Source organism: Leucobacter edaphi, assembly GCF_016522535.1.
Classification (GTDB): Bacteria; Actinomycetota; Actinomycetes; order Actinomycetales; family Microbacteriaceae; genus Leucobacter; species Leucobacter edaphi.
In genome coordinates, this window is record NZ_JAEHOI010000009.1 from 162,930 (window position 1) to 177,336 (window position 14,407).

Annotated in this window: 10 protein-coding genes; 7 read left to right on the forward strand and 3 right to left on the reverse strand. The window is 70.1% G+C overall.

Annotated elements, in window-relative coordinates:
- Positions 1-5 precede the first annotated feature (5 nt).
- Together JD292_RS09875 and JD292_RS09880 are read right to left on the reverse strand one after the other, a co-directional pair.
- Complete coding sequence (locus JD292_RS09875; RefSeq protein ID WP_200132575.1) at positions 6-557, reverse strand: hypothetical protein; 552 nt, start codon at positions 555-557, stop codon at positions 6-8.
- On the reverse strand, positions 554-2,287 hold the full coding sequence (locus JD292_RS09880) for a PspC domain-containing protein (protein WP_200132576.1): 1,734 nt from the start codon (positions 2,285-2,287) through the stop codon (positions 554-556). Before JD292_RS09880 ends, JD292_RS09875 begins: the two co-directional genes overlap by 4 nt.
- Before the next feature lie 114 nt (positions 2,288-2,401).
- On the opposite strand from JD292_RS09880, the gene JD292_RS12215 reads away from it, so the two are divergent.
- The gene (locus JD292_RS12215) at positions 2,402-3,991 is read left to right on the forward strand and encodes an ATP-binding protein (RefSeq protein ID WP_233613979.1); all 1,590 of its coding nucleotides are present in this window, start codon (positions 2,402-2,404) and stop codon (positions 3,989-3,991) included.
- A complete protein-coding gene (locus JD292_RS09895) occupies positions 3,988-4,671 on the forward strand; it encodes a LuxR C-terminal-related transcriptional regulator (protein WP_200132577.1) in 684 nt (227 codons plus the stop codon). Before JD292_RS12215 ends, JD292_RS09895 begins: the two co-directional genes overlap by 4 nt.
- Before the next feature lie 51 nt (positions 4,672-4,722).
- Here JD292_RS09895 and JD292_RS09900 read toward each other — a convergent pair whose 3' ends face one another.
- A complete protein-coding gene (locus JD292_RS09900) occupies positions 4,723-6,222 on the reverse strand; it encodes a dolichyl-phosphate-mannose--protein mannosyltransferase (protein ID WP_233613985.1) in 1,500 nt (499 codons plus the stop codon).
- Between the two features lie 78 nt (positions 6,223-6,300).
- Between JD292_RS09900 and JD292_RS09905 the strand changes: the two genes are divergently transcribed.
- From JD292_RS09905 to infB, 5 genes are all read left to right on the forward strand, one after another.
- The gene (locus JD292_RS09905; RefSeq protein ID WP_200132579.1) at positions 6,301-8,067 is read left to right on the forward strand and encodes a proline--tRNA ligase; all 1,767 of its coding nucleotides are present in this window, start codon (positions 6,301-6,303) and stop codon (positions 8,065-8,067) included.
- 350 nt (positions 8,068-8,417) lie between these two features.
- A complete protein-coding gene (locus tag JD292_RS09910; protein WP_369411227.1) occupies positions 8,418-9,677 on the forward strand; it encodes a DUF418 domain-containing protein in 1,260 nt (419 codons plus the stop codon).
- A gap of 101 nt (positions 9,678-9,778) precedes the next feature.
- Complete coding sequence (gene nusA, locus JD292_RS09915) at positions 9,779-10,774, forward strand: transcription termination factor NusA (protein WP_200132580.1); 996 nt, start codon at positions 9,779-9,781, stop codon at positions 10,772-10,774.
- A 308-nt stretch (positions 10,775-11,082) separates the two neighbouring features.
- Positions 11,083-11,340 carry a YlxR family protein gene (locus tag JD292_RS09920; RefSeq protein ID WP_200132581.1) on the forward strand — a complete coding sequence of 86 codons (258 nt, stop codon included), beginning with the start codon at positions 11,083-11,085 and terminating at the stop codon, positions 11,338-11,340.
- 74 nt (positions 11,341-11,414) lie between these two features.
- Positions 11,415-14,159, forward strand: coding sequence for a translation initiation factor IF-2 (gene infB / locus JD292_RS09925; protein WP_200132582.1), 2,745 nt, complete (start codon positions 11,415-11,417; stop codon positions 14,157-14,159).
- Positions 14,160-14,407 lie beyond the last annotated feature (248 nt).

A 14,407-nucleotide genomic window follows, 5' to 3' on the forward strand; every position in this document is an offset into this window, starting at 1 on the left:
GCCGATCAGGGTTTTCGGTTCCGGATCAGGACCACGGCAGCGATCGTGAGGAGCAGCACTCCGACGGAGAGGATCCCGCCGATGGCCCAGATCTCGGGCTCGCTCGCCGAGGGGCCGAAGCGGCGCTGCGCGAGGTAGCCGCAGAACGCCAGGATCATGACGCCCCAGATGATGGGACTGGGCCGCGGGTTGAATCGGTGCCGCTGCGGGACGGCGCCGTCAGCGCGGGGCAGTGTGGAGGCGGGCACGCTCGCGGGCGACGGCGCAGACTCTCCTGCGGGCGACGGCGCGGGCTCGCCTGCGGGCGGGGCCGGAGCGGACGGCGGGACCGGCGGGACGGACCGTTCGAAGGCCGGGTCTGGGTCCGGGGCCGCCGGGGCCGCCGGGGGCACCGGGAGGTCACCGGACCCTGGCGCGGTTGCCGCCGACGTCCCCGCGGGCGTCGCGTCTCCGGCGTCGGGGGACTCCGCCTGCCGTCCGGGCAGCTCCGGAAGCGGGGTCGTTCGCTGGGGGTCAGCGCGGTCCTCGGGTTCGGGGGTGGGGTACTGGGTGTTCATCGTGCGTTCTCCGAATCGAGCTGGAGCTGAGCCGTCGTGGTCGCGTTCGGGGCCGATCCCGGTACCGCGTGGTCGACCGCGACCCGGCCCGCAGCGACGTAGACCGTCACCAGGAGCGTATCGCTCGTCGGATGTGCGGCGTTCGCCCCGCCGCTGGTGATCGTGCGGAGGAGGAGGGGGCCGCCCGTGTGCATGCCGCCGGAACCCGTGACCTCGTCCTCGATCACGCCGGCGAGCACGCGCACGTTGACGACCGCGGGGCGATCCTCGGGGACGGTGACATAGAGGTTCCCTGCGACGAGCGAGGCGGTGAACGCGTGCGGACCGCTGCCGTCGCTGAGCGGGGTGTCCTCGCTCAGGTCGAGCTGGACGTTGCCGGAGACCGCGAGAACCCCGGGCTCCGATCCGTTCGTGACCACGTTCCCGAAGGCCTGGAAGCGGCTTCCGGACGGCAGGATCGCGGCCACCGTGAGCGCGACCACGCCGCAGGCCGCGAGAAACCCGACCCACCCGGTGCGGCTGCCGCGGATGCCCGCGACGATCAGCGCGAGCGCGAGCGTTGAGAGTCCCGCGATCAGGCCGGCGAGCAGGAGATCATGGCTGGGCAGGCCGGAGGCCAGCCCGAACGCGGCGGCGCCTCCCGCGGCGAGCAGCGCCGCCGCGAGCGAGACGAGCGTGAACACCGGGCCGGCCTTGCGCGCCTCGTGCTCGGCCGCGTATCTGGCGCCCCGCTCCTCGGAGCGCCTACCCACGTCCTCGGCCCACGCCTCCGCTCGCTTGCCCGCTTTCTTCCCCCACTCGGTGGCCTGCTCGCCGGTGCGGCGGCCCCACTCGTCGGCGCGGCTCGCGAAGCTCTCGGCGGAGCCGTCCGCGCCGCCGGTGGCGCTGGCCCCCGCGGTGGCGCCAGGAGCGGCTCCCGGGCCGGGACCAGCTGGGAACGCGTCGGGGTCGAGCGGAACGGTGGGCGCGCCGGAGGCGGTCGGTGCGCCGGAGGAGGTCGGTGTGGCGCCAGGATCAGGGCTTCCGGCGGCGGGAGCCGTCCAGGCCCCGGGCGCGGACGCGAAGCTCTGCGTGTGCGCGGCCGCTGCCGGTGCCTCCGTTCCGCCGGACCGGGGCGCGCCAGGGTACCCTCCCTGGGCGCCAGCGGCTCCCGGATCACCGGCTGACGGCGGACCGGCCGGCGGAGTTCCCGCAGATCCCGAGCCCCGCTCCTTGATGATGCGCGGCAGCCAGATCGCGAGTCCGACGATCACACCGATCCACAGGATCCAGGTGAGCGTCGCCGTCAGCCAGCCGGGGAGGCCGAAGGGGCTGAGGAGAACCAGGTTCGCGATCCCGAACGGGGATCCCTGGCCGAAGATCACCGGAGTGACGAGCATCGCCGCGATGACGACTGCCGCAATGATCACTCCGGCTTGCGCTCGCCCCCGGAACATCTCCTCCAGGTGGATGCGCCCGAACTTGTCGGGCAGCAGGAGCCAGCCGATGAGATAGGCGAGGATGGCGGCCCCGCCGATGAGGGCGAGGACGACGAAGGCGCCGCGCACGATCAGCGGATCGATGCGGAGGCGATGGGCGATGCCGCCCGCTACGCCGGCGAACCAGCGATCGTCGCCGCGAACGACTCCGAGACCGCGCAGCCAGGCGAAGAAACCGCTGCCGGAACCGCCCATGGGGGCTCCGGCGCCGGAGCCGGCGTTGGAGGGTTGGGGATCGGGTGTCGAGTTCATGCTTCGAGTCTGCCGTCGCTGGGATTTCGGGGCTATGGGGGTTCCCCCTGATGCGACCCTGAGATATCGGCTCAGCGCGCTTCGGGGTCGGCGGTCCCTGCTTTGATAGTGGGTATGGAACGTCCTCCGCTCGTGCGTGCGCAGCAGGACCGCCTGCTCGCTGGAGTGAGCGCGGGCCTCGCGGCGCACCTCGGCGTGCCCGTGAATGGGGTGCGCGCCGCACTCCTCCTGCTGACGCTCTTCGGCGGCGCCGGCGCGATGCTCTACGCCTGGTTCTGGATCATGATCCCGGCAGAGGGCGAAACGGCGGCGACGCCGCGTATGAGAAGTGCGTTGACGGCGCCGGAGCGACCCGCGGCCCCCGCGGGGTCCGGCGCGGCGGCGGCCGCACCGAGCGCGGCGGGCGCCGCGCAACCCGGAGCGAAAGCCCCGGCTCGCCCCGGTCCGATCGCCCCGCAGGCCGCCGCTCTCACCGCGGCGCCGACCGCGGTTCCCGTTCCCCCGCCAGCTCAGGCCGGGCCGCGAACCGCGGACCCCGCGGCGCGATCGGGCGGAGCCGCGAACGCGCCGGGGTTCCGGGCTCCGGACTCCGCCGCAGCCCCCGGGGCCGGGGGCGCCGCGGGATCCACCGGGGAACGAGCCCGGGCCAGCGGCAAGGTGCCGGCAGCCGAGCGCCAGGCGAGGCGCCGCTTCCCGATCGCAGAACTCCTGCTCGGAACGGCGTTCCTCGTGGCTGGGATCGGTCTCGTGCTGACCCGCTTCGGGGTCAGAATCGACCTCGGTATCGTGCTCCCCGGTCTCGCGGTGCTCGCGGGTGTCGGCCTCGCCTGGTGGCAGATCGTCGACCGGGAGCGTCCCGATCGCAACCAGATTCCCCGCGTACTCGGCGCTCTCGCGCTCGTGGCGGTCGGCGTGCTGATGTTCTTCGTCACGGCGCGGGAGCCGAGCGTGTGGACGGTGATCGTCGCATCGCTCGCCGTCCTTGCGGGCGTCGCCCTCGCCCTCGCGCCGCTGCTCCTCCGGATCAACCGGGAGCTCGTCGCCGAGCGCTCGGCGCGGGCGCGGGAGGCGGAGCGCGCGGAGATCGCCGCGCACCTGCACGATTCGGTGCTGCAGACGCTCGCACTGATCCAGCAGCGCTCCGAGCCGGGCAGCGAGGTCGCGCGGATCGCCCGCGGTCAGGAGAGAGAGCTCAGGGACTGGCTGTTCATGACCGCAGACGGCGGCGAAGCGCCGCCGCGCGAGGCCGCGGCGGTCGAACTCCGAACGCACGCCGCCCAGCTCGAGGAGCGGCACGAGGTGCGCTTCGAAGTCGTCTCGGTGGGCGATGGCGACCGCGCCGAGGCTCCAGAACCCCTCATCGCAGCCGCCCGCGAGGCCATGCTCAACGCGGCCCGCCACGCTGGGGGAGAGGTCACCGTGTACGTCGAGGGCACCCCCGAGCGGTTCTCGATCGACGTCACCGATCGCGGACCCGGTCTCGACCCCGAGAACCTGCCGGAGGATCGCGGCGGCGTCCGCGAGTCGATCCTCGGCCGCATGGAGCGCGCGGGCGGCACCGCACGCATCGTTCCCGGCCCGGGCGGGGGGACCTCGGTGCGCCTCGGAATCGCGCGCACGCCGCTCTCGGGCGGAGACCACGGCCAGGGGCCTCACGGCCCCGCACAGCCAGCGAACCCGACCACGGAAGGAACGCAGCCATGACCGAACAGCAGCCGGGAGCCGAAACGGCGATCCGCATCGTGATCGTCGACGATCACCAGATCTTCCGCACGGGCCTCCGCGCTGAACTGGGTGCCGAGCTCGATGTCGTCGGCGAGGCGGCAACCGTGGACGAGGCCGTCGCCGTGATCGCGCAGACCCGGCCGGCGGTCGTGCTCCTCGACGTTCACCTGCCCGGAGGTACGGGCGGTGGCGGCGCAGAGGTGGTCCGGGCGCTCGCCGCGGCCGGCTCGGCCCCGGAGACCCGCTTTCTCGCGCTCAGCGTCTCCGACGCGGCAGACGACGTGGTGAGCGTGATCCGAGCGGGCGCGCGCGGCTACCTCACCAAGACGTCGTCGGGCGCCGAGGTCACGGCCGCCGTGCTGCGCGTGCGTGACGGCGACGCCGTGTTCTCGCCGCGGCTCGCCGGCTTCGTGCTCGACGCGTTCGGCGCGGGCACCGGAGAGACCGCGGCCGCGGACGACGAGCTCGACCGGCTGTCTGCGCGAGAGCAGGAGGTCATGCGGATGATCGCGCGCGGCTACGCCTACAAGGAGGTCGCCGCCGAGCTGTTCCTCTCGGTGAAGACCGTCGAGACGCACGTGTCGAACGTGCTCCGTAAGCTGCAGCTCTCGAACCGGCACGAGCTCACGGCGTGGGCCCTGTCGCGGCGCCTGCTCTGAACAGGAGTTCCTCCCGCAGGCCGTCCCGGGGGTGCGCTCCGACCGGAGGAATCAGTCCCAGCCGGGGAGCCACACGTGCAATCGGAAGAACCAGTCGGTGACCGGCATCCCCGACCACAGCGGGAAGAACCACAGTGCTAGGGCGAGGGCGATCGTGAGGAACACCCCGAGGGCCGCGCGACGGCTGCCCAGCTCGTCGCGAGACAGCGCCTCGAGGCCCGGCTCCGTCTCGCCGAATCGGCACAGCCTCGCGAAGACGAGCGCGAGCGCGAGCGCCGTGAACGGCGTCAGCACGACCGCATAGAACTGGAACACCGCGGGGCGCGAGAACGTGAGTACCCACGGCAGCCACCCCGAGAGGAAGCCGACGACCACGAAGGTCGCGGCCCGCGTCGGCAGTGAGATGCTCCCCGTCGAGCTGGCGCGCGCCGCGAACCAGGCGAGCGCGCAGATCGCGAGCGCCCCGCCCCAGGTCAGGATCGGGTTCGGCAGCGGCGTGACCGCGGCGACGCACTCGTGCCACGGGCAGCCGTCGGTCCAGCGGGTCTCGTACATCGCGGTCGGCCGGAGTGCGAGCGGCCAGGTCAGCGGATTCGACTGGTAGGGATGCGGCGCGTCGAGCGTTCCGTGCCAGGAGAGCATGTCGGCGTGGTACTTCAGCAGCGAGGACCACCACGGAACCGCCGGGTCGCGTCCCCACCCGCCGGGAGTCACGATCCAGCCGACCCAGCTCGCCGCGTACACGAGCACCGTGAGCGGCAGCGTCAGAACGGCCGTGACCCCAGCCTGGGCGAGGGAGCGCAGCACGGCGAACCGCTCGTGCGCGCGCAGCCGGCTCGCGAGATCGCGGAGCGCGATCAGGATCAGGAACGCCGCGAGCGGATACAACCCCGACCACTTCACCGAGGCGGCCGCCCCGAACGTGAGCGCCGCCGCGACGAGCCAGGGGCGGCCCCACGTGATCGGGATCCTGATCGGCGCCGGGGGAGGCTCCCCGGGGTGCGCCGCAGCCGGGCGCCCATCGGGCCCAGCAGCGCTCGCGACGATCCGGCCGCTCGCGACGAGACCCTTCCACACGAACAGCGCACCGAGCAGCACGAAGAAGGTGAGGAAGCCGTCCAGAAGTCCCACCCGCGAGAGCGTCACGTGAACGCCGTCGAGCGCGAGCAGAAGGCCCGCGATCGACGCGACGATCAGGCTCTTCGAGAGATGCCAGCCGAGCCGCATGACCAGCGCCACCGTCAGCGCGCCGAACAGCGCGGAGGCGCTGCGCCAGCCCCACCCGTTGTCGGGCCCGAACGCGAGAACGCCGATCCCGATCAGCCACTTTCCCAGAGGCGGGTGGACCGCGTACGAGGGGTCGTCGAGAAAGGCGGTCGCCCTCCCGCCGCTCATCCCCGGCTCCGAATCCGGCCACGACGTGGGGAAACCGTGCGCGAGTTGCGAGATCGCATCGCGCACGTAGTACAGCTCGTCGAAGACGAGCGTGCCCGGGCGGTCGAGCGCGAAGAAGCGCAGCGCCGCGGCGACGACGAGAACCGCGGCGGGCAAGACCCATCCGTGACGCTCGAACACCCGCATGCATCCCAGGCTAGCGAGCCGGGTGCCCGCGGCGGCTACGATAGGGGGGTGATTACACGGCTCAGCAACTACTTCCTGAAGACCCTCCGTGAGGATCCCGCAGACGCCGAGGTCGCCAGCCACAAGCTGCTGGTCCGGGCGGGGTACATTCGCCGACAGGCGCCAGGGGTGTTCGGGTGGATGCCGCTCGGCCTGCGCGTGAAGGGCAAGCTCGAGACGATCATCCGCGAGGAGATGATCGCCGCGGGCGCCCACGAGGTCCACTTCCCCGGCCTGCTGCCGCGAGAGCCCTACGAGGCGACCGGCCGCTGGGAGGAGTACGGCGACGCGCTCTTCCGGCTCCAGGACCGCCACGGCGCCGACTACCTCCTCGCGCCCACGCACGAGGAGGCTTTCACCCTGATGGTGAAGGACATCGTGAGCTCCTACAAGGATCTCCCGCTGTCGCTGTTCCAGATCCAGGACAAGTACCGCGATGAGGCGCGGCCCCGCGCCGGCCTCCTGCGCGGCCGCGAGTTCACGATGAAGGACGCCTACTCCTTCGACGCCACTGACGAGGGGCTCGCCGCGAGCTACCAGGCGCAGCGCGACGCCTATGAGCGGATCTTCACCCGCCTCGGCCTCGAGTACGTGATCGTGTCGGCAGACGCTGGCGCGATGGGGGGCTCCCGCTCGGAGGAGTTCCTGCTCCCGACCGAGATCGGCGAGGACACCTTCGTGCGCTCCGCCGGTGGGTACGCGGCGAACGTCGAGGCATACCAGGTGCCCGCTCCCGAGGCGCTCCCGATCGCGGGACAGCCCGCGGCCGAGGTCTTCGACTCCCCGAACACGCCCACGATCGAGACGCTCGTCGCGCACGCGAACGCGGTGCTGCCGCGCGCCGACGGTCGCGAGTGGAACGCGGCTGACACGCTCAAGAACATCGTCCTCGCGATCACCTCGCCCGCGGGCGAGCGGGAGGTCGTCGTCGTCGGCATCCCCGGCGATCGCGACGCAGACCTCAAGCGCGCCGAGGTCGCGTTCGCGGGCTTCGAGGTCGAGCCCGCAACGGCCGCCGACTTCGAGAAGCACCCGGGCCTGGTCCGCGGCTACATCGGCCCGGTGAGGGGCGAGGAGGCCGTGCTCGGTCTTGAGGGAACGACCGGGATCCGCTACCTCCTCGATCCCCGCGTCGTCGACGGCACCGCCTGGATCACGGGCGCGAACATCGACGAGAAGCACGTGGCCAACCTCGTGGTCGGCCGCGACTTCTCGGCCGACGGCGTCGCAGACCTCGCGACGGTGCGCGACGGCGATCCCGCGCCCGACGACTCGGGCCCGATCGAGACGGCGCGCGGCATGGAGATCGGACACGTCTTCCAGCTCGGCCGCAAGTACGCGGAGGCGCTCGGCCTCAAAGTGCTCGACGAGAACGGCAAGCTCGTGACGGTCACGATGGGTTCCTACGGCATCGGCGTCACCCGCATCATGGCGATCCTCGCCGAGCTGCATCACGACGATCGCGGCCTGATCTGGCCCGACGCCGTTGCGCCGTTCGATGTTCACCTGGTCGCAACGGGCAAGGACGCCGCGATCGCCGAGATCGCCGCCGAGCTGGCCGAGACGCTCGATCGGGCGGGCGTCGAGGTCCTGTTCGATGACCGTCCGAAAGTGTCGCCCGGTGTGAAGTTCGGGGACGCCGAACTGCTCGGCGTGCCGCGCGTCGTGGTCGTGGGCCGTGACGCGGCGGAGGGCTTCGCCGAGGTCTGGGACCGTCGTACCGGGGCCAAGGAAAAGGTCGCGCTCGCGGACGTTCCTGCCCTGTTCGGAGCCTGATCGAGCTGACTCTCTGAGATTCTCGGATCCGGGCGGGGGAGTCGATCCCTGCCCGGATCCGGACCTCGGCACTGAGCGGGGCGCTGCCTGGGGCGGCGTCCCGCTTCGTGTGTTTCGTGGACGGTGTTCCACCCGGAGGCGGAGGTTTTGGGTTACGTTACTTCGAGGAACTCAATCGCTCGGGGGAGGCGCCAGCCGCCGCGCCCCGTCAGGATTGAGGTGATCGAAACCGATCCGGGCCCAGTGCGCGAGCACCACACCCGGATCGCCCCGAGAGAAGGAGGTGCGTCACCATCGGTGCGCCGCAGGATACGACCACAGGTACGACGCAGAGCGCGGCCGCACGACGGGTGAGCACACGCGTCCTCGCGCCAGACCTCGCGCGCGGATGGATGCTCCTCTTCATCGCGCTCGCCAACATCATGGTCTACCTGTGGGGCCAGCGCGTGAACCAGCCGACGAACCACCCCAGCGACGGAACCGCGCTCGATCGGGGACTCTCCATCTTCGGGATGCTCATCGTCGAGCAGCGCACCTACCCGATGTTCGCGTTCCTCTTCGGGTACGGGATGGTGCAGTTCGCCCGCTCCCGCGTCGCTCGCGGTGTGCCGGCGCAGAACGTGAAGCGAATGCTGCAGCGGCGCCACTGGTGGCTGATCGCCTTCGGCGCGGTGCACGCGCTCCTCCTGTTCGGCGGCGACATCCTGGGCGCCTACGGGCTCGCGGGCCTGATCCTCACCGCCTGCTTCTTCGGACGCAGCGACGGGGCGATCAAGCTCACCGTCTGGATCATGGTGGGGCTTGCCGCGCTGTTCTCGCTGCTGACGATCGGTATGGGAGCGCTGTTTGCGCAGTTCCCCGTCGAATCGCTCGAGCAGATGGGCGGCATGGGGATCAACGACACGAGCAACGCCGATCTGATGGCCGGGGAATCGCACTTCCTGCTCGCGATGCTCCTCCGAGTGGGCATGTGGCTCCTGAGCGTGCCCATGACCGTCGGAATGGTGTTCGTTCCCGCGAGCATGCTGCTGGGCGTCCTCGCGGCGCGCCACCGCTGGCTCGAGGTCTCCGGGGTGCGCCCGAGCCTCGGCCTCGTCGCGGCGATCGGGATCCCCGTCGGCGTGCTCGGCGGGATCCCGCAGGTGCTCGCCTTCCTGGGCGAGCTGCGCGGCTTCGAGTCCGCACCGTGGGCGTTCGTCGGCGTCGTGCAGTTCACCGGAATGGCCGGCGGGATCGGCTACGCAGCGCTCTTCGGCCTGATCGGGCAGCGGCTGCAGGGCAGGGAGTCCGGTCTCACGCGAGCGATCGCCGCCGTGGGCAAGCGCTCCCTCAGCTTCTACCTGCTCCAGTCCGTGATTTTCGCCCCGCTGCTGTCGGCGTGGGGCTTCGGGCTCGGCAGCCGGATCGGTACCGCGGCCGCGTACGCGATCGCGATCGGGTACTGGCTGCTCTCGATCCTGATCGCGGCACTGCTCGAGCGGCGGGGCGCACGCGGGCCCGCCGAGGTGTTGCTGCGCCGGCTCACCTACGGAAAGTATGATCCGGCCGCGCCGAATGCGATGGCCACGTCCGGCGCCGGTGCGAGCCCGGGACGGGAAACGCTCGGGTGATCGGCGCCCGGCCCCGTATCGGCGGTCTGAGGTAGAATCTCGGTTTCACCCCCGTGCGGGTGCATAGCTGAATAGACATCTCAATACCCAGGAGGCCCACTGTGAAGATCGAACTCGTCACGCTGCGACAGATCGAGCGTGAGAAGGAGATCCCCTTCGACGAACTGGTCGAGATTATCGAACAGGCGATCCAGTCCGCCTACATCCGCCACGCGGAGAACCAGAACCTTCCCGTCCCGCGCGAGGACGAGGTCCGCGTGACCCTCGATCGCAAGTCGGGCGAGATCTCCGTGCTCATTCCCGAGCACGACGATGAGGGTGGCGTGATCGGCGAGGCCTACGTCACGACCGATGAGTTCGGACGCGTGGCGTCGAGCGCTGCGAAGCAGGTCATCAATCAGCGTCTCCGTGATCTCACGGACGATGCCGTGCTCGGCTCTTTCAAGGACAAGGAGGGGCAGATCGTCTCCGGTGTCGTGCAGCAGGGCCCCAACCCGCGCATGGTGCACATCGACCTGGGTGAGCTCGAGGCGATCCTGCCTCCCGAGGAGCAGGTGCCCGGCGAGAAGTACGCGCACGGAACGCGCATGCGCGTCTACGTGACGAGCGTGTCGAAGGGCACGAAGGGCCCGCAGGTCGTGGTGTCGCGTACCCACCCCGGACTCGTGCGCAAGCTGTTCGAGCGGGAGGTGCCCGAGCTCGCCGAGGGGCTCGTCGAGATCGTGTCGCTGGCACGCGAGGCGGGGCATCGCACGAAGGTGGCGGTGCGCGCGAAGCAGGCCGGAATCAACGCGAAGGGCACCTGCATCGGTGAGATGGGGAGCCGCGTGCGCGCGGTGATGAGCGAGCTGGGCGAGGAGAAGATCGACATCGTCGATTACTCGCCTGAACTGCCGGCTTTCGTTGCGAACGCGCTGTCTCCCGCGAAGGTGACGGACGTGTTCATGCTGAACGCGGCGCTCAAGCAGGTGCGCGCCCTGGTCCCGGACTTCCAGCTCTCCCTCGCGATCGGCAAGGAGGGTCAGAACGCCCGCCTCGCTGCGAAGCTGACGGGCGCGAAGATTGATATTCAGCCAGACTCAATCATGAATGATTGAGTCTGAATATCAATCTTCGCGCATCCCACGGAGCGCCTACCGGCGTGACGCGGGATGTCCGGATCGCAGTGATTCAGCCGGATTCAATCATGAATGATTGAGTCGGATGTCGATCTTCGCGCATCCCGCGGAGCGCCCACGGGCGTGACGCGGGATGCGCGCGTCGCAGTGATCCGACCAGCGGAGCGGCGCGTGTCCGCCGATCTCGGCGGATGCGCGCGCCGGCCGTGTTCTCGCGGCGAACAACTCCGTGAATTCTCCTGATCGCGCCCAGCGCGGACACAACGCGAAAGTGGGAAGCTGGTAAGATGGATGCGGTTCGGACCTGTGTTGCGTGTCGCAAGCGCGAGGCGCGCACAGTTCTGCTTCGGATCGTGGTGCGCGATGGTCGGTTGATTCCCGATGATCGCGCGGTACTTCCGGGGCGCGGTGCGTGGGTGCATCCCACTGCTCGGTGTCTCGAACTCGCGGTGTCGCGCGGCGCCCTGTCGCGCGCATTGAAGGTGTCGGGGAAACTCGATGCCGGCCCTTTAGAGAACAGGCTGAAAACACTCATGGACAACTAATGAGCGGCTCACGATGAGGCCCGTCCGATAATTATGGTTCTCGCCTGTCTGGCGTGAACCCAGACAGGAGAAAAGTGGCAAACCCACGCGTACACGAGATCGCTGCGGAGATCGGTGTCGATAGCAAGGTCGTTCTGGCCAAACTGAAAGAAATGGGCGAGTTCGTGAAAGCGTCCTCGTCCGCCGTCGCGCCCCCGGTGGCGCGCAAGGTCAAGGCAGCGCTCGAGGCTGAAGGCGTCACACAGGCGAAGAGCGACGAGGCCCCGAAGCCCGCCGCGAAGAAGCCCGGCGCAGGCGCTCCGAAGCCGGGCCCGAAGCCGGCCCCGAAGAAGGAGGCTGCTGCCCCCGCCGAGACCCCTGCCGCGGCCCCGTCGGCCCCGGCTCCCAAGTCCAAGTCCGCGGCTACGCCCGCGGTCAGCGGTGCCCCGAGCCCCGGTGCTGCGAAGCCCGGTGCGCCCAAGCCCGGTGCTGCGAAGCCGGCCTCCGGTGCGAAGCCGGGCGCTGCGAAGCCCGGTGCTGCGAAGCCCGGTGCGCCGAAGCCTTCCGGCCCGCGTCCCGGGAACAACCCGTTCGCCTCGAGCCAGGGCATGGGGATTCCCCGTCCCCCGCGCCCGGGGAACAACCCGTTCGCTCCGAACCAGGGCATGAGCCGTGGTGGCGGCGCCGGTCGCCCGAATCCGGGGAACATCCCGCGGCCCGCTCCGCGCCCCCAGGGTGCGGGTGCCGGTCGTCCGGGCGGTCCCGGTCGTCCCGGCGGCGGCGGTCGTCCGGGCGGTGGCGGCGGTTTCAACCGTCCCGGTGGCGGCACCGGCGGTCCCGGCGGCTTCGGCGGGCCCCGTCCCGGCGGCGGTTTTGCCGGTCGCGGTCGCGGTGGCCGCGGTGCCGGTACGGCTGGCGCGTTCGGTCGTGGCGGCTCCAAGAGCAAGGCGCGCAAGTCGAAGCGGGCGAAGCGGCAAGAGTTCGAAATGCGGGAGGCCCCGTCGCTCGGCGGCGTGAGCGTTCCCCGCGGCAACGGGTCGACGCCGGTTCGCCTGCGTCGCGGCGCGTCGCTCTCGGACTTCGCCGACAAGATCAACACGAGTGCATCGAACCTGATCACCGTCCTGTTCCACCTCGGTGAGATGGCTACGGCGACGGAGTCGCTCGACGAGGCGACGTTCCAGATCCTCGGCGAGGAGCTCGGCTACAAGATCCAGATCGTCTCCCCGGAGGACGAGGATCGCGAGCTGCTCGAGGGCTTCGATATCGACATCGAGGCGGAGCTCGAGGAAGAGGGCGACGACGTCCTGCAGCCGCGTCCCCCCGTGGTCACGGTCATGGGCCACGTCGATCACGGTAAGACCCGACTGCTCGACGCGATCCGCAAGGCGAACGTTGGCGGCGGCGAGGCCGGCGGTATCACGCAGCACATCGGCGCCTACCAGGTTCACACGGAGCACGAGGGCGTCGAGCGCGCGCTCACGTTCATCGATACCCCGGGTCACGAGGCGTTCACCGCGATGCGTGCCCGTGGTGCTCAGGTCACCGATATCGCGATCCTCGTGGTCGCGGCGGATGACGGCATCATGCCGCAGACGATCGAGGCCCTGAACCACGCCCAGTCGGCGAACGTGCCGATTGTGGTCGCGGTCAACAAGATCGACAAGGAGGGTGCGAACCCGGAGAAGGTGCGTCAGCAGCTCACCGAGTTCGGCCTCGTGTCGGAGGAGTGGGGCGGCGACGTCATGTTCGTCGATGTCTCGGCGAAGAACAACGTCGGCATCAACGATCTGCTCGACGCGGTGCTCCTCACCGCGGACGCCGGTCTTGATCTGCGCGCTAACCCGGACAAGGACGCGCGCGGCGTCGCCATCGAGGCGAAGCTCGATAAGGGTCGTGGCTCGGTCGCGACCGTGCTCATCCAGTCCGGTACGCTCCGCGTCGGAGACGCGATCGTTGCTGGCACGGCCTACGGTCGCGTCCGCGCGATGAGCGACGAGAACGGCGATCCGGTGGCCGAGGCTCTGCCCTCGCGTCCGGTGCAGGTGCAGGGTCTCTCGAGCGTTCCGCGCGCTGGTGACAACTTCATCGTCACGACCGAGGATCGCACCGCCCGTCAGATCGCTGAGAAGCGCGAGGCCGCCGAGCGCAACGCGCAGCTCGCGAAGGCACGCAAGCGGATCAGCCTCGAGGAGTTCACGAAGGCGCTCGAGGACGGCAAGGTCGAGTCGCTCAACCTCATCATCAAGGGCGACGTGTCGGGTGCCGTCGAGGCGCTCGAGGAATCGCTGATGAAGATCGAGGTCGACGATTCGGTCCAGCTCCGGATCCTGCACCGCGGCGTCGGTGCGATCACGGAGAGCGACGTGGATCTCGCGACGATCGACAATGCGATCGTCATCGGCTTCAACGTCCGTCCCGATGTCAAGGCCCGCGAGCGTGCAGCGCGCGAGGGGATCGACATCCGCTTCTACAACGTCATCTACAACGCGCTCGACGACATCGAGAGCTCGCTCAAGGGCATGCTGAAGCCCGAGTACGAGGAGGTCCAGTCGGGTGTTGCGGAGATCCGCGAGGTGTTCCGTTCTTCCAAGTTCGGCAACATCGCGGGTGTCATCGTCCGCAGCGGAACGATCACGCGCAACGCGAAGGCTCGCGTCATCCGCGAGGGTGTCGTGATCGCCGACGGGCTCGCGATCGAGTCGCTGCGCCGGTTCAAGGACGACGTCACCGAGGTCAAGACTGACTTCGAGGCGGGTATCGGCCTGGGCAAGTACAACGACATCCAGATCGGCGACGAGATCGAGACGACTGAGATGGTCGAGAAGCCGCGCGACTAGCGTCGATGCGGTGAGACTGCGAAGCGGCCGGGGGCGATTGCCTCCGGCCGCTTCGTCGTTCCCGGATCCGATCCCAGGGGGTTCCGCGCCGTGAGGCGCTTCGCCCCTGCGACGAGGCGCCCGGTGTGAACCGCGTGAACCGAGAGCCCTGCGTGAGGGAAGCGGAAACGGCAGCGGCCCCGCACCGGGTGTGGTGCGGGGCCGCTGCCGTTCGGGTGCGACCGATCAGACGTCGAAGCGACGGCCCG